Raw genomic sequence first — 20,746 nt, 5'->3', positions numbered from 1 at the left:
CAGCGTATGAAAATCCAGCTGCAATATGGGCGCAATGGCTTAGAGGTAGACATCCCAGCGCCAGATGTGACTGTTTTACGCCCCCAATTTGTGCCGGGGTTGAACGATGAGCGTGCTGCTTTTGAAACGGCCGTTCGCCATCCCATTCAATCCCCGCCCTTAGCTGACCAAATTGACACCGGCGACACTGTGGCCATCGTCATTGCCGACATTACCCGCGCCCTGCCCTCTGACCGTCTTCTGCCCTGGCTATTGGCCGAGTTGGACCATGTGTCACGCGAAAACTTCACCGTCATCATCGGCACAGGCACACACCGCGCCTGCACCCGGGCAGAGATTGAGCAGTTGGTGGGCGCGGAGGTGGTGCAAAAGGTGCGCGTCGTCAATCATAATGCGTATGATGATGACCTGTTGGCAACTGTGGGGCGTTTGCAGGGGGATAACGGCCGTTTACAACTCAACAAAGCGTACGTGCAAGCGGATAAACGCATCATCATCGGCTTTATCGAACCCCATTTTATGGCCGGATTCTCTGGTGGATATAAGGCCGTGTTCCCCGGTGTGGCCGGACTGTCCGCCATTATGCACTACCATCGCGCCGAAGCAATTGGGCACCCGCGCAGCAGTTGGGGTGTGCTGGATGGCAATCCCACCCAAGCACAAATTCGCCAGTATGGCGCGGTGCTGCCGGTTGATTTTTGCATCAATGTGACGCTGAACCATCAGCAGGACATCACCCGCTTTTTTTGTGGCGAGGTGGTGGCCGCCCACGAGCAAGGGTGTGCTTTTGTCAAGGAGACGGCGATGGTGGGATGTAAACGGCCGTTTCCCATCGTCATCACCAGCAACAGCGGCTACCCCCTCGACCAAAACCTGTACCAAACCGTCAAAGGCATGTGTGCTGCCGCCGAAATCGTCACTAGTGGCGGCCTTATCATCACTGCCGCCCGCTGTAACGACGGTTTTCCCGATCACGGCAATTTTACCGAATTGCTGCTGGAACACGATTCGCCCCAAGCATTGCTAGAAACCATCCACACCCCTGGTTTTCATAGGCTCGATCAATGGCAGGCGCAAAAGTTAGCACAGGTGCAGCTCAAAGCCCGCGTGGCTCTGTACAGCGACATACCAGCGACCGATCTCTCCCGCGTCCGTATCGAGCCGATTGCCGACATCGACACTTACCTACGCCAGCAATTAGCGACCTTGGGCGCGGATCTCCCTATTGCGGTTTTACCGGAAGGGCCCATGACCATCCCTTACTTGGCCTAAATCCGACAACAATTAAAGTGCGTTTCAACGCACTTTCCAATAGCTGTAGATTTCAATCTACAGGAGACAAATGATGAAAATTCCCCCTTCCCCCCACTTTACCCCTGTTTCCCTGACAGAGGTTTTTAACGCCAATCAGGAACAATTGGATGAGACGCTGCAACTGAATCTGAGTAGCGAGCAATGGGTTGGCAGCCGCACGCTGCGCGGTATCCTTTTTGAACTGGGATGGCCGGAACGGCCGAATGTCATCCTGCTCGATCAGGAACCAGTCCACATCGCTCTCGACCCGATTCAGGCGACTTTTGTACTGTTTTTGCACACCGTCGCCGACCAGCAAAGTGCGCTGCCGGAAGACCTGGCCGATTCGCTCGGCTCACTACTGCCGACGGGCAATGAGTTGGGGGAGACCGTGTCAGAGTATTGCCTGGAATATGTAGATGGGTCGGTAGCCACGGCTGCTATCCAGCGTCGTTTTGCCATTCAACAAGCCCATATCGGCTGGGGAGCCAGTGCGTTTACGGCCGTACCCGCCAGCGAGCCTAAAGTGATGCCCTCAGCAGCGGAGGCTATCATCACCGGCCAAAAAGCCGTTCACTTTGGGCAAGGCGAAACCCGGCACATATCCGGGAGGGATAGCTCAATGGAGCATCTCTGGCTTTATGCTCTGCCCAATCCCCAGCCTGAGAAAGCCATTCGCCGCATAACCTGCATCCCCAAAAATGAAAAATCAGTCATTTATGCCATCTCTCATACCCAGCTTGCAGACCATCCTTTACGGCCGTCCGTGTGCCAAAAGCTAAAATTGACGCTGCCGGAAGGCGCGGCCTTAAATGCTATTCACGAACTGGAAAGGATTGATATTGATTTGGGGTTGGTTATCTCAGCGCGGGCGGTTCTGGATTATGATCGTGACCATTGGCTGAGTGCTGATCCTGTGGTGCAGCCGGAGCAATTGACAACATCTGTTATTGTCGAATACAGTGCTCATCCCCAGGCCAAACTGTACGTAAAAACTGGCACGGCAGATACAGATATTGCCGTTTTCGATCTGGCCGATCTGGCACAAGAAGCCAGCATCGTCCAGATAAATCCGGCCATCCATCCGGTGCGGCTGCGTGTCGTCGAACGTGGCAGCAACACGCCGGTTCCCGTACGCCTGCATCTGCATGGGGCCGCAGGAGAATATCTACCACCCAAAGGGTATCATCGCAAGGTGAACCCTAGTTGGTTTGAAGACAATTACGGTGAGTTCGTCAACGGCCGTAACCAATACTGCTATATTCCCGGCGACTGTGTCGTTGACCTGCCGCATGGCGACGTTTTTATAGAAATTACACGCGGTTATGAAGTGGCCCCTATCCGCTCACAGTTTGTCGTTACGTCAGAAACAGAGGAAGTGACCTTTGAGTTGGAGCGGGTGCTGTACTGGCGCGAACAAGGCTGGGTAACGGCCGATACCCACGTCCACTTCCTCAGTCCACAGACGGCCTTGCTGGAGGGCGCAGCGGAAGGGGTCAATGTCGTCAATTTGCTGGCCAGCCAGTGGGGGGAGATGTTCAGTAATGTGGGGGATTTTGACGGCCGTTCCACCTTTGGCGCCAAAGAGTTTGGCGGCGATGGCGAATTCCTGGTGCGGGTCGGTACGGAAAACAGAATGCTTGTCTTGGGGCATATTTCGCTGCTGGGCTATACCGGCGCCATGATCCATCCCTTGTGCAGCGGCGGGCCATCCGAATCCGCCCTGGGCGATGCCCTGGAGGTGACGATGGCCGACTGGGCGCGGCGCTGTATTGCGCAAAATGGCCTCGTCGTCATGCCCCATGCCCCGAATCCCCAATGTGAACGCGCCGCCGACATTGTGCTGGGGTTGGTCAACGCCATCGAGATGATGTCCTTCAACCCGTTTGACGCCCAAATCACGCCCTATGGTCTGGCCGATTGGTATCGTTATCTTAACCTGGGCTACCACATTCCCGTAGTCGGCGGCTCTGACAAGATGAGCGCCGCCATGCTGCTGGGCGGGATGCGTACCTATGCCCACCTGGGTGAACGCGAATTCACTTATGAAAATTGGATGGCCGCTATCCGCGGCGGTAACACCTTTGTAACCGTTGGCCCCTTGGCTGAGTTGACCGTAGAAGGGTTAACACCAGGGCAAACACTGCATCTTCCAGCCACCGGCGGCACGGTGAACGTCACCTGGCGGGTTGAATCGGCCAGTTTGCCAGTGGAGCGGGTGGAGATTGTGGTGGGTGGGCAAGCGGTGGAGCAGGTAGAGGTAGCCGGGCAGTTAGCGATGTCAGGTAGTGTCGAGTTGACTGTGGTTGAATCAACCTGGATTGCTTTGCGTGTGCGCGGTAGTTACCAAGAGAAACGTGGGGAGATTGCGGCACACACGAGCGCGGTGCAGGTGCTGGTGGGAGATAAACCCATTTTTTCGCCGGTGGAGGCAACGGCCGTTCTTGAGCAAATCGAAGGAGCCATTGCCTACGTGGACACACTGGCCCCACGACCGGATGCCACACGCTACAAAAAGCTGCGGCTCACATTAGAATCAGCCTACAATCGCCTGCACTTGCGATTGCATCAAAATGGTGTTTACCATCAGCATAGTCTGCCTCATCATCAGGAGAACCACGAGCATTAGTTGAATATCGTAGACTGCTCATCTGAACAGTTCAAATTGCGTCACAAACACAGCAGCGTCAATTACCTGACAATTTATTTTGTTCAAACACGAACCGCTGGTTGCCTCCCGACACCCATTGTGCCAAACTTCACATGTTATTGGCCACTTATTTGGGTAGGATGACGGCTGTATTCATAATCAATAGCCGTGTAAACTAGGGTCTGATTGACTGACTGATTGTAATTGTCCATCTCTGTAAAGGGGAGTGATTATGACGCTTGAAATGTGGCTGGTGTTGGGGATTTTGGCAACGGCCGTTTTCTTATTCATCACCGAATGGCTGCGGGTAGACGTGGTGGCCGTGGGTGTGGTCTTGGCACTGATGCTTACTGGCGTATTGACGACGGGTGAGGCATTGGCAGGGTTTTCGAGTACAGCCGTACTTACTATTGCCGCTCTGTTTGTCGTTGGGGGAGCTGTGCTGCACACTGGCTTGGCCGGGGCGATTGGACGGCGCATCCTCACCGTTGCCGGGAATAGCGAATGGCGGCTGGTGTTGGTCATTATGGGGGCCGTCGCTTTGCTCTCTGGCTTTATGAGCGACACCGGCACGGTGGCCGTGCTGCTGCCCGCCATTATTAGCTTATCGATCAACACCAAAATTAGCCCAGCCAAGCTGCTCATTCCGCTGGCATTTGGCTCGCTGCTGGGTGGAGCCATGACCCTGATCGGCACGCCGCCCAACATCATTGTGAGTGACGTGCTGCGAGACGCAGGCTACGAGCCATTTTTCTTCTTTAGCTACACGCCGATGGGGCTGATTTTGGCGGCCATTGGCATCGCCTTTATGCTTTTTGTGGGGCGGCGACTGCTGCCCGACCGCACTGTGATAGTAGAAAAGCAGATTGTGGCCACCCCCAAAGAACTGTTGGATACGTACCGTTTGCCGGAGAATTTGCTGCGGCTGCGCGTCCGGCGTGGGTCGGAGCTAATTGGCCGAACCGTCATCGAATCTGCTTTGCGCGATCAATTTGATGTGACGGTGCTCAAAATTATGCGCCCCCCCAGCTTATGGGAATTGGCAGAGAGCGGCAGCACCGATGCCGATCCCAAAGATACCCCCATCATTCCCGATGAGGACGTGACTATTCAGCGTAACGATGTGCTGGTGGTGCAAGGGGAAGATGATGCGGTAAACCAGGCTGCTATCCGCTGGCATTTGGCCGTGCAGCCCGCCAAGCCTAAAGATTCAAAGGCATTGCTGAGCCGCGAGGTGGGCGTTGCCGAACTGCTGCTGCCGCCACGATCCAGCTTGCTGGGCAAAACGTTGGCTGATGTTCGTTTTGGCACGACTTATCGGTTAACGGTTTTAGCGATTAGTCGGCCAGGTGTGGGAGATAAGCTCGATCTCAAAACAACGCAGCTACGGTTTGGCGACACGCTGGTGGTGCAGGGTCGTTGGCGCGACATTTCGCATCTGCGCGATTTCCGTCGGGACTTTGTGGTGATGGGTGAGCCAGAATCAGAGATTGATCGGCCCCCGCGCAGTAAAGCCCGCTGGGCAGCAGCCATCATGGTGGGCATGTTGGTGCTGATGGTAGGGGAATTTGTGCCGCTGGTAACCGCGGCATTGGTCGCGGCCTTGCTGGTGGTGCTCACTGGCTGTCTCACCATGGACAGAGCCTATGATGCCATTGACTGGAAGAGCATTGTACTTATTTCCGGCATGCTGCCCATGAGCACCGCTCTACAAAAAGTGGGGCTGGTGGATGTGATTGCCAACGGCTTTGTGGAAACATTGGGCGAGCGTGGCCCGTTGGCGGTGATGATTGGTCTCTTTTTGCTCACATCGCTTTTTACCCAGGTGTTATCCAACACGGCCACGACGGTGGTGATTGCCCCCATTGCGCTGGTGGCAGCAGAAACGCTCGGCATTCAGCCACAGGGCTTTTTGATGGCGGTGGCCATTGCGGCCTCGATGGCGTTTGCTTCGCCAGTGGCTTCACCGACCAACACATTGGTGATGGGTGCAGGTAATTATCGTTTTAGCGACTACGTGAAGGTGGGCGTACCGTTAATATTGCTGATGTTGGTGGCAGTGGCATTGCTGCTGCCGCTGATCTTTCCGTTCTGAATCTCTTAGCTGTAGCCGCAGGTTCTTTCTGCGCAAAACCTGCGCGGAAAGAATCCGCGGCTACGAGGTTAGAGTTGCAGGATGAGTCCTTGGTTAGCCGCGAGCGTGAAGTTGGGAAGGGTGATTGAACCGCTGCGCTGCATGTCTGTCGCCAGAATGATGGTGGCAGTTGCCTCTAACTCTGTTATGTTAACCTCTTGAGCGTCCCCTGTGAAATTGAGGACGATGAGGAAGGAACGGCCGTCCGCTTCCCGCACATACGCAAACACATCTTCATTATTGGCATCCACCGCCCGATAGCTGCCTGCGTACAGGGCGGGTTCCGTGCCGCGAAGTTGGGTCAGGGCGCGGTAGAAGTTGAGCATGGACGTCGGATCATTGTTTTGCGCAGCCACGTTGACTGTTTGGTAGTTTTCCGCGACGGGCAGCCAGGGAACGGCCGTTTCTCCCGAAAATCCAGCGTGAACGGAATCATCCCACTGCATGGGCGTACGAACCGGGTCTCGCCCGATCTTGTCGGCCAGCTCTGGCTGGTTTACCGCAGGAGGGTCTTGCACGAGCTCTGGCGGAATATGCCCATTCACCATGCCAATTTCCTCACCGTAATACGTTGTGGGCGTACCGCGCAGCGTCAGCAGCAGCATGTTGGCGACCCTCGCTTGCGCCACGCCCACGCGGCTGGCAATGCGGTGCTGATCGTGGTTGCCCAGTACCCAATTGGGCCACGCGCCGCGGGGCAAGGTTGCCTCATACACATCCACCATCTGCCGGATTGCCTGGGCTTGCCAATTACCTCCATAAATCAGATGAAAGTTGAAAGGTAGGTGGCATTCATCGAAATTAGTGCCGTAATAGGTTGCTAACTGGTCAAAGGGCAAATAAATCTCCCCAACCATCATGCGCTCGTCGTATTCATCCAGCACGGCACGCATTTTGCGGATGAGTTCATGAACCTCCGGCAAATTTTGGGTGTAGATGTGCTGCAAGCTGTTGAACGGGTTCGCGCCATCCCACTGCGGATTCGGTGGTTCGTCGCGGAACTGTTCATCCTTTATCATGAGCCAAATGACGTCCACGCGAAAGCCATCTACCCCTTTGTCAAGCCAGAAGCGCATCACGTCCAGCATGGCGGGTAGTACGTCGGGGTGGCGATAATTGAGTTCTGGCTGCTGGGTGACAAATTGGTGCAGATAGTATTGCCCGGTCGTTTTATCAAAAGTCCAGGCAGGGCCACCAAAGAAGCTGAGCCAGTTGTTGGGCGGGCCGCCGTCTGGGGCGGGGTCGCGCCAAATGTACCAGTCGCGCTTGGGGTTGTCGCGGCTGCTGCGGCTTTCCTGGAACCAGGCGTGCTCATCTGAAGTATGATTGGGTACCAGGTCTATGATGAGCTTGAGGCCGCGCGCATGGATTTCGGCCAACAGGTTGTCGAAGTCGGCCATCGTGCCAAAAAGTGGGTGGATGTCTATGTAATCGGCCACGTCATAGCCAAAATCGTGCATGGGCGAGGGGTAGATTGGCGACAGCCAGATAGCGTCGATGTTGAGGCTTTGCAGGTGGTCTAGTCGTTGGCAGATGCCGGGCAAATCACCGATGCCGTCGTTGTTGCTGTCTTGGTAGGAGCGCGGGTAAATTTGGTAGATGATGCCTTTTTGCCACCAGAGTAATTTCTTGTTCATGGATTGGAGTTCCTTATAAAAAAATAGGCCGCGAATGACGCGAATTTCCACGAATTTTATTACAATTTCGCGCCAACTGGGAGGGGAAAGTGGGGGATTTTGCGTAGTTTGGCGATGGGCAGGTGGCTGGGAACGGCCGTTTCCATTTCACATAGCAAATCCTCAAACGCAGGTACAGTTTCTACGTTCCGAAACCCACGCAAAAACGGTTTCAGTGCCAGGCCAGAGAGATATTTTTTCAGGTGGCGGTTCATATTTTGCAAGCCAACGGTAGTGCCGTAGTAGGTGAGGGCCTCGTAGAGATGTTGGCGGAGAACGGCCGTAATCTCCCCAAATGTCAACTGCTCCCGCTCAATGCGCCCTAGCAGCCAGGGGTTGCCCAACGCCGCCCGGCCAATCATCACCCCGTCACAGTGTGTGTATGCTTTCAGGCGGTCGATGTCCGCCACGGTGCGCACATCCCCATTGCCCAGCACAGGCACGTTTACCGCTTGTTTTAGCTTGGCAATGGCGTCCCAATCAGCCTGCCCGCGATACTTTTGGCTGCGCGTACGGCCGTGCAAAGCCACCAAGGCTGCTCCGTTGTCTGCCATTATTTTGGCAATCTCCAGGTAATTTTGGTTCGCCTCGTCCCAGCCCAGCCGCAGCTTGCCAGTTACCGGCACGTTTAGGTGCCTGGAGAGCAGGCGAAACGTTTCTGCCACCAACTTCGGTTGCCGCATCATGCCCACGCCAGCTCCCTTTTTGCTAATTTGCGGCGCAGAGCAGCCCATGTTGATGTCGATGATATCAGCTCCCCAATCCACAATGCGCTGGGCAGCACGCAATATGGTGTGGGCATCATTGCCAAAAATCTGGAACACCATTGGCTGCTCGCCCGCCGGATGCACGTCCAGCCGCCGCCAAAGCGGATTTGGTTTGCACAGTAACGCCTCTGTTGGCACAAATTCAGTGTAATTCATAGCCGCGCCAAACTGGCGGCAAATCGCCCGGAATGGCACGTCGGAATACGCTGCCATGGGCGAGAGGATGGTGTCGCCGTAGATGGGTAGGTCACGGACGTGGAAGTTAGGTGTGGGCATGAGGGAATTTTACCGGTAATTGGTAAACGGTAATCGGTGTTTAACCGTTCTCTGAATACCGATTACGGATCGTCATCCTCCCAGCCTTCGCTGCCGATGAGGGGGACGAAGCGAACGGGAGTGAGGGTTTTCTGGCTAAACTTGCCATTTGCTTTGCGGGTAACCAATATTAACTTTTGCTTTTTGTAGGACCCAACGGGCATGACGAGACGGCCGTTTATCCCTAACTGATCCCGCAGCGAAACAGGCACAACCGGGCCGCCCGCCGCAATCACGATTGCGTCGTAGGGAGCGGCTTCTGGCCAGCCCAACGTGCCATCCCCAAAGTGGACAAAAATATTCGCATAGCCAAGCTGGCCCAGCCGCGATTCCGCATAGGCCACTAACTTTTCTTGCCGCTCAACAGTGTGAACCTGCCGCACAATGTGCCCCAGCAAGGCGGCGGCATAGCCAGAGCCAGTGCCAATCTCCAGCACGTTAAATTGCGGCTGCAACTGCAATGCGGAGAGCATGAGGGCAACTACATATGGTTGAGAGATCGTTTGCTGGGCGGGCAAGGGGAGGGCGCCATTGTAGTAGGCATATTCCAAATGATCTTCTTGCACGAATGCTTCACGGGGGACGGTGTTCATTGCTTGCAGAACGGCCGTATCCTTAATCCCTCGTTTGCGTAAATCAGCCACCATTTCGGCGCGCAGCTTGGCAAAATCCATCTTGACACTTCGCTTATTTCCACGCGTTTCGTGGAATCCGTAAGAATGTGTGAAGTATAGACGATGTTTTAGCCACCGCCGAGGGCTGTTAAAAAGACAATAAAGAGGCACATCCCCAACAAGCTGAGGACAAGGCCAGCAACGGCCGTATTCCGCCCACCGCCGCCAAACAAACCCGTGACACCCAGCCCTGCACCAAGTAATCCCAAAAAAGCACTGCTAAAACCACATACCAGTAGCGGGACGCCCAATAAAGCCACCCAACCTTGATTTGCACCCACCAAGGCGCAAAAACCGATGCCAAATACCAATGCCGCTGACGCAACGCCCAACGCCAAACTCGCGTTCCCCAACATATTTGGCTGCTGCCCTGAATTGTCACTCATGATTTATCTCCATTGGTCACACTAAAAAGTTCCGGTTACCTGCTTATCTAAATGATACAGCTTATGCCAATAAAAGTTGCGAATCGCTCAAATGAGCTATAATTGGCACATGGCGTATACACCTCCCGAAAACGTACAAAAAATCTTAAAAAAACTACCCACTAGGTCTGGTGTTTACCTGCACAAAGACAAATTTGGCAAGATTATTTACGTGGGCAAAGCAATCAACCTGCGTAATCGCGTGCGTTCTTACTTCCACAAAAACGTTGATTCTGTCAAAACCCAACGCCTCCGGCGCGAAATTACCGACATCGAAATTATTACCACCGAGTCCGAGCTGGAAGCATTGCTGCTGGAAAACACCCTCATCAAAAAGCACCGACCCAAATACAACGTTCGTCTCAAAGATGATAAGCGGTACCCATACATCAAAGTTCATTGGAAAGAGCCATATCCCAAAGTGACCGTCACTCGCCGCATGGAGCGAGACGGCTCGCGCTACTTTGGCCCCTACACCTCCGTCTGGGCAGTCCACCAGACGCTGGACATGCTACGTAAAATCTTCCCCTACCTCACCTGCGACCGCGTGATTGACGGCAACGATGAACGTGCTTGCCTGTATTACGATATTAAGCTGTGCAATGGGCCTTGCATTGGGGCCGTAAACCAGCAGCAGTACCGCGACATGATTCAGTCGCTCATGGATTTTCTTAGCGGCAAATCAGAGCATATTGTCAAGGGCGTAAAGGCCAAAATGGAAAAAGCGGCCGAAGAACTCAACTTTGAAAAAGCGGCCGAATACCGGGATCAGCTTAAAGCCATCAATCTGGTCGTTTCCAAGCAGAAAGTGATTTCCGCTGCCAATGCTGACCAGGACGTGATTGCCTTTGCCCGTGAACAGGGGGACGCGTGCGTACAAATCTTCTTCATTCGCTACGGCAAGCTCATCGGGCGGGAATATTTCATGCTGGAAGGCACCGAAGGCGAAAGTGATGAAGACGTGCTGAGCGAATTTATCACCCAATTTTACGATGACGCCGCCCACATCCCCCGCGAGGTGCTGTTGCCCAACCAAGTATCTGAAGCAATGGTGATTGAAGAATGGCTGCGGCGCAAGCGCAGCACCAAGGTGACCATTCAGGTGCCCAGCCGGGGCAAAAAGAAAGAGCTGGTGCAAATGGTAAAAACCAACGCCCAGGATACGCTGGCAACCATTCGGCAACAGTGGGCGGCCGACCGCTCCAAACACGTCACGGCGATGGCAGAACTGCATGAAGCACTCGATTTGCCTGCGCCGCCGTCTCGCATTGAATGTTACGACATCAGCCACACGCAAGGGGCCCAAACGGTGGCTTCGATGGTGGTGTTTGTGCAGGGTGCGCCGCGCAAAAGCGATTATCGCCGCTTTAACGTGGTAACTGTGGGCAATGATGATTACGGTGCCATGAAAGAGGTGCTTACCCGCCGCTTTGCCCGCTACAAAGATTCGCTAGCTGGCGAACTGCACGATCCTAATCAGATTGGCAAACCGAAAAAAGAGACAGCTTGGTCGCTGCTGCCGGATTTGCTCATTGTAGATGGGGGCAAGGGGCAGTTGGCGATGGCGATGGACGTTTTGCGTGAATTTGGGCTGGAAAAAGAGGTGCCGGTAGCTGGGTTGGCCAAGCAAGAAGAGGAACTGTTTGTGCGCGGCAAGGCGGCCTCCATTTTGCTGCCGCGCCGCTCGGAAGGGCTGTATTTGGTGCAGCGGGTGCGGGACGAGGCGCATCGCTTTGCCAATACGGGGCACCGCAAGCGGCGAGCCAAGGCAGGTGTGGCTTCCATTTTAGACAGCGTGCCGGGGGTTGGCCCCAAGCGGCGCAAGCTGCTGCTTACCCATTTTGGTTCGCTGGATGGTCTACGCAAGGCAACGATGGAGGAAATTGCCTCTGTACCGGGTGTTCCGGTAGAGGTAGCGGAGGCGGTGAAGGCGCATTTAGCTTAGTTTTTTGACGCAAAGGGGCAAAGTTTTTGAAGGGGCAAAGAATTTTTCAAAAATTCTTTGCCCCTTTTGTTTCTTTGCGTTCTTTGCGTCGATTTTTTTACTGTTTAGTCACGAGCGGTAGGTAGATTTTTTGTTCAGGTAGGGCGATCTGGATAGTGTGGGTTTGGCTGACGGGGGTGCCAGTTTGGTTTACGGCCGTTTCCTCCCAGCGTTACTTAAAATCTAGAGATTGGCCGACTCATCGACACCCCAACAATAATGCCGATGATGAGCGCGATCAGCGCAATAATGATGATGGTCGAAAGTTGTATAGCGATCATGTTGCACCTCCATAGATTCACGCATTTACAGTTCAACTTTGTTCGCTATTAGTTTAACACGCTAGCCCCAAGTGCGGGTTGCAAAAACCTAATGCCAGCCTGACAAAGCTACCACAAAACTGATAGCCTCACTCCCCTCCTAGCGATATTAGTGGCGGACCAACTTGTGAATGAAGCCTATTGGTTCTTGAAACTGTTACTTAGTTAACCCCTCTCGCCCTCAGTAATCTCTATACTGTCTTTACGATTCAGCATCTAATTTCCATGCACATACAACGCTACATTGCTCCCGCCTCCTGGTATTGAACAACCATGTTACCGCCAATAAATTAGCTTTGAAGGTAAAAAGGTTAAACATGCAGCAGCGCGAAATAGTGGATCATCCATTGCGTAAATGGCAAGAGACAATCTGGTTGTTGCTGGCGTTCCTGACTCCCTTATTTGTCAATTTATGGGTGGAGCAGCAATTTGAAGCCTCAAAAATTTGGCTGCTGCGGACGTTGATTTGGCTATTAGTTTTGCTGTGGTTCGCTGGCTGGATGACCAACCTCCGGCCAAAATCCCTTCCGACCCCTTTAAAAACCCTCATTGTTATTCTGATACTAATTCTTGCTCTTTCGACTGCCTTCAGTACAAATCATTTTATCGCTATCTTTGGCACGCTTGACCGGGCTAATGGCGTTTTGACGCAAATAAGCTACTTCTTGCTTTTTATATGCGTGGCCACGCATATAGATGCTACCAGTAGTCGGCGATTGTTACAGGTTGCTATTGTAACGGCCGTTCCCATTACTCTCTTCGGCCTGGCACAAGCAGCTGGTTGGCAGCCACTCCCCGTTATCACCGATGCCCGCAGCGACATCATAACAACACTTGGCCGTGCCAACTTCACCGGAGCCTACCTGGCTTTGCTGCTGCCGCTGACGTTTGCGGCTGCTCAATCGACCACAAACAAGTTGCAGCAATTTGGCTATGGATCACTGATCCTGCTTGAACTTATTGTCATTGCTTTCACTCAAGCACGGGCAGCCTGGATTGCTGCCATTGTGGGAATTGGCCTGCTTTGGTGGTTTCAAGTGGCCCCCCGTTGGCCTGCAAAGGCTCGATGGCTAAGCGCATTGGCTGGCATCGCCACGCTTGGCACGACCTTACTGCTTATTTTGCAGCGCGGCATTGCCAATGGCGGCTCCATTGCTGCCCGCTGGACTATTTGGCAGGCTTCGCTCCGACTACTCTGGCCACGTTTATGGCTTGGCTATGGGGCAGACACGCTGGAACTACACTTCCCGTCAGTTTATCCACCGCAGCTTGTTTATTATCAGGGGCGTGGCGTGGTTGTTGACCGGGCGCACAACTGGCTGCTCGACTGGTTACTCAACTATGGCATTGTGGCCACGCTCTTTTTTATCATCCTCATTTTTCTTGTTTTGCGGCTGGGTTGGCGACAATTGGCAGAGCCAAAAGATGGAATTTCTCAACAGCTTGAAGTTTTGCCCAATCGCTGGGTGGCGGCTTGTATGGCAGCCGCTTGCGCTCAGCTTGTTGGTAATCTGTTTTTGTTTGAGGTGGCGGCAACGGCCGTTCTCTTTTGGCTGTTGCTAGGCATTATCACGGCAACCTCCTTGTCGCCTGACTTGCAAACAGTTCCCTTTGCGCTGCCGCACCGTGCCAGACAGGTTGCTGTTGTGCTAGGGTGCTTACTTTTTAGTTGGGCGGTTTGGCAAAGCAATCTGCGCCCGTTGCTGGCCGATAGTTATAGTTGGCGAGGCACACAGGCCTTGTCTCAGGGAAATCCTTCGGCCGCATTGATAGCTTATGAAACGGCCGTTCACCATCAACCGCACCGCGCTCCTTATCATGTGGCGGCGGCCTTGACTGCCGCGCAAGTTGGTAATTTTGTGCAAGCTGAAGCGGCGATGGCTGAAGCAATCGCCCTACGCCCGACCGATCCTGTTTTGTACACCCAACTTGCTGCCATTTATGCCCAGGAAGCAACAGTTGCGCCAGAAAAAACCGATCTGGCCTATGGGGCTTATGAACAGGCGATTGCTCTTGCCCCAACAATTGGCCTGACACATCAGCAATTTGCCGATCTGGCACTGCGAATCGGTGATGAAGCAACTGCACCGCAGCAAGCCCAGCAGGCAGTTGATCTGGATGCAACGGATGGCATGGCCTATGGCATTCTGGGCTGGGCACATTCACAAAGTGGCGATCTTGCCGCGGCGCAAACCGCCTTTGAGCAAGCCGTGAAATGGCAGCCAAATTTGGCCGATTTTCACCTGGGCCTGGCCACCGTTTATGCCCAACAAGGTGATTTTGCAGCGGCGCGTGAGGCGTTACAGCACAGCCTTGCGCTTGACGCTGCCTATGCGCCTGCTTTGGCCTTGCAGCTGCAAATGCAGGAAAAATAGGTTAGCCCGCGTTTATCGTTAATGGGTGACCTGTATTGTTATGTTCGCTTTTCGTAATGGACTGTAGAACATTTCTACAAGGAGATAACATGAAACCTCAACGCTTATTCCCTCAAATTTTCGTCGTTGCTATCGGACTATTGTTGCTGGGCGGTCTAGGTGCCTATTGGCCGACTTTGGTTGGTGCCAAGTCGCCTGAAGCCCCGCTGGCACCAGCGGCAACAGTAGGCGATGGCATCACTTACCAGGGCTACCTGACCGATGAAAATGGCGTGCCGTTGAATGGCACAATTACCATGCGCTTTGTCATTTTCAATGATGCTGTTGCCGGTTCTACTTTATGGGACAGCGGCGATATGAATGTGACCGTGAATGATGGTTTGTTTGACACATATCTTTCAATCGACACAGATATTTTCAATGGCGAAGAGCTTTGGGTATCTCAAATTGTTGATGGCGAAACGTTAACGCCACGTCAGGAGATAGCACCAGTGCCGATGGCACATACCTTACGTCCGGGAGCTGTTGTGAAAGGCACTGCTAATGCCCTGCCAAATAATTACATGCTCGAAGTACATATGAACAATGATGCGTTTGCGTTTAATCGCGGGGCTATTACCGGGCAATCGACCACAGGGAATGCAATTTATGGTTTGGCCGATAACGGCCGTGCCATTTATGGCCAAACCCGAGATGGCTATGCAGTTTATGGCTTTGATGGCGGCAGCAATGCCAACCAAGGCTATGCTGGCTATTTCTACAGCACGAATGGTGTTGGCGTTTATGGCTACAGCAACGGCAATCGGGCGCATCCCAATATTTATGCCCCCGGCGTTTATGGGCAAAGTAATCAGGGCGTGGGGGTATACGGCCGTGGCGACACCTCAAACAGCTTCACCTTTTATAACCAGGGCGGCTATTTTGTCGGGGGCAAAGGTCTTTACGCCTTGGGAACTGACTCAGCCGGTGAAGCGGGTTATGGCGCACAGATTTATGGCAGCAACTACCGTGGCATGTATGTGCAAAGCTTTAGCGGCCATTACGATGCCTATTTTGGTGGCACTGGGGGAATCTTTGTAAATGGTGCTGTTGTTAATAGTGTGGCAAACAGCACCTCGCTGGCGGTTAATTTGGGCGAGACCACGATCGCAGCAGGGGATTTAGTGGCTATGGTTGGTGTAGCACCGTCTCCCAATGGAGATATGATGATGTTGGCCGTTGCCAAAGCTGATGTAACAAATCAGAGCGCAGTTATTGGTGTGGCAGTAGAGGCGTATTCGACCGAGGCCATTATCCATGACGACGGCTCGCAAACAATCGGTTTTTCCTCAACAAGCGGGGCAATCACTCCCAACAGTTACCTCACCATTATCACAGAGGGGTTGGCACCAACCGTGAATGTGACTAGCCTGGCTCTTGTGACAAACGGAGAGATTGGTGACAAAGTTTCTCTTGCACCCGCAGTAAATGGGGAGATGACACTATCTCTTAGCGAAAATGCTGGGATTATAGTGGGCAGGATGGCTGGCCCAATTGATGAGGAAAGTGGCACAGTTCCCATGTTTATCGACATTGATTAGGAGGCCAACCATGAAGATACAGCGTAGGCTATTGCTCTTGTCTCTCGTACTTGTATTATTCTCTGTGGGAATGGTGGTGGCACAGTCGTCAACAAATTATCGTGTGCCGCGCTCGGTTATATCGAGCGGTGGGACAGCCGATTCTGCCAATTACACAGTCTCGTCTGCCATCGGCCAACCCGTTGCTGGGCAGGTGAACAGCTCAAGCTACCAGGGATCGATTGGTTTCCTGTTGCCATCTTATAATCTTATTTCTCCTCCGGGCGGCTCTAAACATCTGGTTTATCTCCCTATAGTAGTCAGGTAAGAAAGTGGCTATCAGCAGGGCTGAGTTTCTTGCGTTGGCTGCGGATAACGAGAATGATGCACAGAATAACGGCCGTTCTGCTCAATAACTTTTGGGCGGACGGCCGTTCGCAAAACAGACCTAATTAAGCCGAAATATGTCTTGCGTATTTTGTTCGGGCCGGTCTCAGACTGTGTCCGCTGGTGGCGCGGTCAGGACACTGGCCACAGCTACGCAAGATTTTCTGCGCGTTAATTAGCGACCACAGAATCGCCCCTCTTGGGCTGGGCGTACGAAAAATGATGAGATTGCTCAACTGATAGCGACGCACTCCCATTCTTCTCTTCCTTGACAACTTAAAGCGTTGCTCCCCAAACAATGACTCTCAAAACTAGCGAACTGTTTTGTAAATAGGTCAATAGAAACAGGTTTCAGAGGGCTGCCACCGCTTGTCAGGCATCGGCTTAGCTTTTACAATGTGACCACGATGCGACAATCTAAGCTGCTGGCAACCCAACTACAAAAACGCGATCCCAACGCCTGGACAGCCTTGCTCCGCGAGCAAATGGAGGCAAAAGAGCTGGTCGTAACGGCCGTTTCTGCCAAACCAATTCGCCCCAGAAACAAAAACAGTCGCCGCACCACGCGCTATCTACTCTCACTGGCTGGCCATTCGGACCCGATTTCCCTGATTGGCCGGCATATCAACCCGACAGAGGCACTGTTTTACAGCCAATATGCGCTGCGCCTCACCAGATTGGCCCCACAATGTTTCTTCTTGCATCAGGCAGAACCTGGCAGCGATGGCTGGGCTGTATTGGACGACCTGCCCAATGACATCCACGCAAGCCGCTGGTCTGTAGATGATGTGAATAACATTGTGGAGAAGATGGCGTACCAACACGCTGCTTTTAGCGATCAGGCTGACGATCTGATAAATGCAGGTTTTTCTCTTCTGCTGGATCGTAAAGCGTACCGCTGGGAGCGATTGGCTACCGAGCAAGCCGTTTATTTCGAGGAAGGGCCTGCCGCTATATTGTCTGAGCACGCACTCACACAGTCAGGGCAGTTGGCCCCTCACTTTTTGCAGGCGGCAAATGGTCTGGTGGTAATGCGCGACTTGGGTGGTTGGCCGGGCATATTGGGAGAATCTCATCTGACGGCCGTTTCTGATTTGCTAGATGACCCCGTGCCATTGCTGGAACCGTTGCGCCAGCTTCCAGCCACGCTGCTGCATGGCGATCCCAGTAATTACAATTGGCACGTTACGGTGTTTGAAGACCAGCGTCTGGCAGCGTGGCAATCTGCTGCCATTGGGCCAGGTATTTGCGATCTGGTTAGCTTTATTGAGCAGTTTAGCCTGCTGGAAGATAAAGAAACCGGGATGATCACAACACGGCCGTTGTGGCCCGTCAACGAAGAGACAATAATCGACACCTATATGTTAGCTCTGTCGCAGCGATTGGGCTCCCGCGTGAATACCAGAGCGATGCGTCAGGCAATACCAGCTGCACGCTGTCTGTACGTCCTCACCAACTGGTTCCCTCATTTTGCCACCTGGTTTGAAGAGATGCCGAATAAATTCACCTGGCAAAAAGTCAACCGGATGGCCCTCAGCAAATTTGCCGACACGCCACTGCACGGATTTATGCAGTTACGGCCGTACCTTTCTGGCGTCTTTGAGCGGTTTCTGCTGGCGTACCGATCCCTCTAATTTCTGCGACGATTCTACATTCTCTGCGTACAGTTCACGGATATTCATTGCATTTCGGAGGCATTGTGGCCCAATTGTTTGAAGCATTTTCAACTGGATTTGTTATATTCTTACTCTTACTGAGCCTCGTCGGCACCTTGATTCCCATCATCCCCGGTGTGCTGCTGATGTGGGTAGTTGTCTTTCTGTATGCGCTGGTGGATGGATTTACGGCCGTTTCCGCTGCCTCCATCATCGTCATTAGCCTCATTGCCCTCTTTACTGGCACGTCAGATATCTGGTTAACCCTGTTTGGTGCCAAAAAAGGCGGCGCATCAATCAAGTCCATGCTTGTTGGTACTCTCGGTGCCATTGCTGGCTCATTTCTATTTCCCATTGTTGGCACCATTGCCGGGTACATTGCCGGGTTGCTGCTGGGCGAATATTGGCAGCACGGCGACTGGGAAATTGCGAAAAAAGCTGGCTTTGGCGGCTTAACTGGATGGGGCATTGCCACCATCATTCAGTTTATCGGTGGCATATTTATCTTTGTAATCTTTTTGTGGCAGGTAATTTTTTAGAAAGCAATGGATTTAGCAGAATTTTTACGTAACTTTGGCATTACGCTACTCACCCTGATGGGTGTGTCGCTTATCTTAGCATTACTGTTGTTGGCAATTGTCTGGCGGCAGGTAAAGCGCATTGAGATTCCCCCCGACGCCACCTTTGGCGAAACATTGTTGCTCACACCATTCCTGGTGGTGCTGATGATCGATCTGCTTGATTTTGCGCTGGACTTTTTGGCAGCCCCCATCGCCTGGATTCTGCTGGATAGATTGGGTCTAAAAGCATTGCGAGGTGTTTCGGTTGTAGAAACCCTGATTCCTCTCACCCAGGCTATTCCCACCATGACCATCGCCTGGATTTGGGTGCGTCTCTTCCCCGGCACCATTCAATAAAAAAGCTGGTAATCTCTGCTGAGATTACCAGCTTTTTAACCCATGCTGGAAAATACGGTAGATTTTCTTTTTACGGAAACTTTTGGTAAATGTCCTTGCGGTGTAATATCCTAACAAAAACAACAGTTTGACCTTCAACTTCTATGCCTATCCGATAATCACCAAGACGAAGACGAAAATAAGAATCGTACCCCTGCAATTTTTTCAAGTTTGAGATGTCGCTTAGGCTATTAGCAACCTTTACGTGCTCCAGGATATTTTGCACACGTTTCAGTAACTGCTTATCTTTGACTCGCTTCAAATCTTTGGCAAAGCTGGCTTCAAATAGGACATCCACTCTTTCAACCTTCTAAGATGGAGAGAATCTCATCTTCTCCAACAAACTGGTTTTTACGACCTTCTCTAATTGCTTCAGCTAAACCAGTCTCTTCAATAGCTTCAGCAACAATTTCAAAGAAAAGCTCCTGTCGTTCGTTCATAAGTTCAAGAAGAACTTCTTTAAGCAGCTTTTTAGCATGAAGTTCATCAATTGTTAATTCCATTGCTCACCATTCCTTATACAAACTGTAGTTTCTCAGATAGTATAGCATAGCCTGATCACACTTTTTCTTACAGTTCGATTGGCTTGGCTAGAATTTCAACGAGGAGCTTGACGGAGTTTTCTACGTCATCTGCGTGGACGGTTTCGCTTTGGGTGTGGACGTAGCGGCAGGGGATGGAGATGCAGCCTGCGGCCGCGCCGCCGTTGGCAATTTGGATGGAGCGAGCGTCGGTGGAACCGCCCGTGAGCACCTCTAGCTGGTATGGAATCTTGGCTTCTTCGGCGCGTTGTTTCATGACGCGCACCAGGCCGGTGTGGGCAATCATGCCGCTGTCTTTTACCTTGATGGCGGTGCCTTTGCCTAAATCTATGGCAATGGGAGTTGGTTCTGGTGTGTCGCCAGCCAGGGTCACGTCCAATGCAATGCCCACGTCAGGGTCGAGCATGTTGGCGGCAGCCTGGGCACCGCGCGTGCCTACTTCTTCCTGCACGCTAAACACAAAGTAGACATCGTGGGGTGTCTCTTTGAGCCGCTTCATCGCTTCAATGGCGACGACGCAGCCAATGCGGTCATCCATGCTTTTGGCACTGAGCAGTTTGCCCTGGGCCAAAAACTCACGTACAAATCCTACAGCATCTCCCACTTTTACCGGACAATCTTCCTTGCTGCTGGCACCCACGTCGATGTAATGTTTTTCCAGGCCATGCACCTTGCCGCGGTCCTTGATGCGGTCGCTGGCAATGATACCGATACGGCCGTCTGCAAACTGCACGCGGCTGCCCAACAACGTATGCGGGTAAATGCCGCCGATATTGGTGAAGCGGCAAAAGCCATCGTCGGTGATGTGCGAAACCATCAGGCCAATTTCATCCATATGGGCGGCAACCATCACTTTAAGACCGTCTCCAGTTCCTTTTTTATGAGCGATTAGGTTACCCATCGCATCTACCGAAATGTCGTCGGCATATTTCTCAATTTCCGGACGAATAATCTCGCGCATTTGGTCTTCAAAGCCCGACGGGCCGTACGCTTCTACCAGTTTTTTAATTAAATCGTTCATCATTCCTCGATTA

The 20,746-nt window shown here is 52.7% G+C and carries 16 protein-coding genes; 9 read left to right on the top strand and 7 right to left on the bottom strand.

The genetic code is table 11. The annotated features are described in order from the left end of the window. The first annotated feature begins 6 nt into the window (after positions 1-6). From larA to ACOQPU_RS10020, 3 genes are all read left to right on the top strand, one after another. Complete coding sequence (gene larA, locus ACOQPU_RS10030) at positions 7-1,272, top strand: nickel-dependent lactate racemase (RefSeq protein ID WP_420644974.1); 1,266 nt, start codon at positions 7-9, stop codon at positions 1,270-1,272. 70 nt (positions 1,273-1,342) lie between these two features. After that, positions 1,343-3,922 carry a CehA/McbA family metallohydrolase gene (locus ACOQPU_RS10025; protein ID WP_420644973.1) on the top strand — a complete coding sequence of 860 codons (2,580 nt, stop codon included), beginning with the start codon at positions 1,343-1,345 and terminating at the stop codon, positions 3,920-3,922. A 253-nt stretch (positions 3,923-4,175) separates the two neighbouring features. Continuing rightward, a complete protein-coding gene (locus ACOQPU_RS10020; RefSeq protein WP_420644972.1) occupies positions 4,176-6,038 on the top strand; it encodes an SLC13 family permease in 1,863 nt (620 codons plus the stop codon). Positions 6,039-6,106: 68 nt separating this feature from the next. Here the strand turns inward: ACOQPU_RS10020 and ACOQPU_RS10015 are convergent, their stop codons facing one another. The 4 genes from ACOQPU_RS10015 to ACOQPU_RS10000 form a co-directional block, all read right to left on the bottom strand. Beyond that, on the bottom strand, positions 6,107-7,714 hold the full coding sequence (locus ACOQPU_RS10015; protein ID WP_420644971.1) for an alpha-amylase family glycosyl hydrolase: 1,608 nt from the start codon (positions 7,712-7,714) through the stop codon (positions 6,107-6,109). Positions 7,715-7,773: 59 nt separating this feature from the next. Then, positions 7,774-8,796 carry a tRNA dihydrouridine synthase gene (locus tag ACOQPU_RS10010; RefSeq protein ID WP_420644970.1) on the bottom strand — a complete coding sequence of 341 codons (1,023 nt, stop codon included), beginning with the start codon at positions 8,794-8,796 and terminating at the stop codon, positions 7,774-7,776. A 62-nt stretch (positions 8,797-8,858) separates the two neighbouring features. Further along, complete coding sequence (locus ACOQPU_RS10005) at positions 8,859-9,509, bottom strand: protein-L-isoaspartate(D-aspartate) O-methyltransferase (RefSeq protein WP_420644969.1); 651 nt, start codon at positions 9,507-9,509, stop codon at positions 8,859-8,861. Between the two features lie 68 nt (positions 9,510-9,577). Next, positions 9,578-9,895, bottom strand: a complete 318-nt coding sequence (locus ACOQPU_RS10000) for a hypothetical protein (protein ID WP_420644968.1) — start codon at positions 9,893-9,895, stop codon at positions 9,578-9,580. 91 nt (positions 9,896-9,986) lie between these two features. On the opposite strand from ACOQPU_RS10000, the gene uvrC reads away from it, so the two are divergent. The 6 genes from uvrC (at position 9,987) to ACOQPU_RS09970 (ending at position 19,131) form a co-directional block, all read left to right on the top strand. Further along, the gene (uvrC, locus tag ACOQPU_RS09995) at positions 9,987-11,879 is read left to right on the top strand and encodes an excinuclease ABC subunit UvrC (protein WP_420644967.1); all 1,893 of its coding nucleotides are present in this window, start codon (positions 9,987-9,989) and stop codon (positions 11,877-11,879) included. Positions 11,880-12,555: 676 nt separating this feature from the next. Beyond that, positions 12,556-14,613, top strand: coding sequence for an O-antigen ligase family protein (locus ACOQPU_RS09990; RefSeq protein ID WP_420644966.1), 2,058 nt, complete (start codon positions 12,556-12,558; stop codon positions 14,611-14,613). 89 nt (positions 14,614-14,702) lie between these two features. Further along, the gene (locus ACOQPU_RS09985) at positions 14,703-16,193 is read left to right on the top strand and encodes a hypothetical protein (protein ID WP_420644965.1); all 1,491 of its coding nucleotides are present in this window, start codon (positions 14,703-14,705) and stop codon (positions 16,191-16,193) included. Positions 16,194-16,966: 773 nt separating this feature from the next. Beyond that, positions 16,967-18,193: a hypothetical protein gene (locus ACOQPU_RS09980; RefSeq protein WP_420644964.1), complete on the top strand. Its 1,227-nt coding sequence runs from the start codon at positions 16,967-16,969 to the stop codon at positions 18,191-18,193. A 65-nt stretch (positions 18,194-18,258) separates the two neighbouring features. Then, the gene (locus ACOQPU_RS09975; RefSeq protein WP_420644963.1) at positions 18,259-18,753 is read left to right on the top strand and encodes a DUF456 family protein; all 495 of its coding nucleotides are present in this window, start codon (positions 18,259-18,261) and stop codon (positions 18,751-18,753) included. A gap of 6 nt (positions 18,754-18,759) precedes the next feature. Continuing rightward, positions 18,760-19,131, top strand: coding sequence for a hypothetical protein (locus ACOQPU_RS09970; protein WP_420644962.1), 372 nt, complete (start codon positions 18,760-18,762; stop codon positions 19,129-19,131). A gap of 70 nt (positions 19,132-19,201) precedes the next feature. Here the strand turns inward: ACOQPU_RS09970 and ACOQPU_RS09965 are convergent, their stop codons facing one another. The 3 genes from ACOQPU_RS09965 to ACOQPU_RS09955 form a co-directional block, all read right to left on the bottom strand. Next, on the bottom strand, positions 19,202-19,468 hold the full coding sequence (locus ACOQPU_RS09965) for a type II toxin-antitoxin system RelE family toxin (RefSeq protein WP_420644961.1): 267 nt from the start codon (positions 19,466-19,468) through the stop codon (positions 19,202-19,204). Positions 19,469-19,472: 4 nt separating this feature from the next. Next, on the bottom strand, positions 19,473-19,673 hold the full coding sequence (locus tag ACOQPU_RS09960) for a hypothetical protein (RefSeq protein WP_420644960.1): 201 nt from the start codon (positions 19,671-19,673) through the stop codon (positions 19,473-19,475). 67 nt (positions 19,674-19,740) lie between these two features. Then, positions 19,741-20,733 carry a M42 family metallopeptidase gene (locus ACOQPU_RS09955; RefSeq protein WP_420645822.1) on the bottom strand — a complete coding sequence of 331 codons (993 nt, stop codon included), beginning with the start codon at positions 20,731-20,733 and terminating at the stop codon, positions 19,741-19,743. Between the last annotated feature and the right edge of the window lie 13 nt (positions 20,734-20,746).

It is taken from the genome of Candidatus Leptofilum sp., from assembly GCF_965223285.1.
GTDB lineage: Bacteria > Chloroflexota > Anaerolineae > Promineifilales > Promineifilaceae > Leptofilum.
This window is presented reverse-complemented; position numbering and strand designations above follow the sequence as displayed.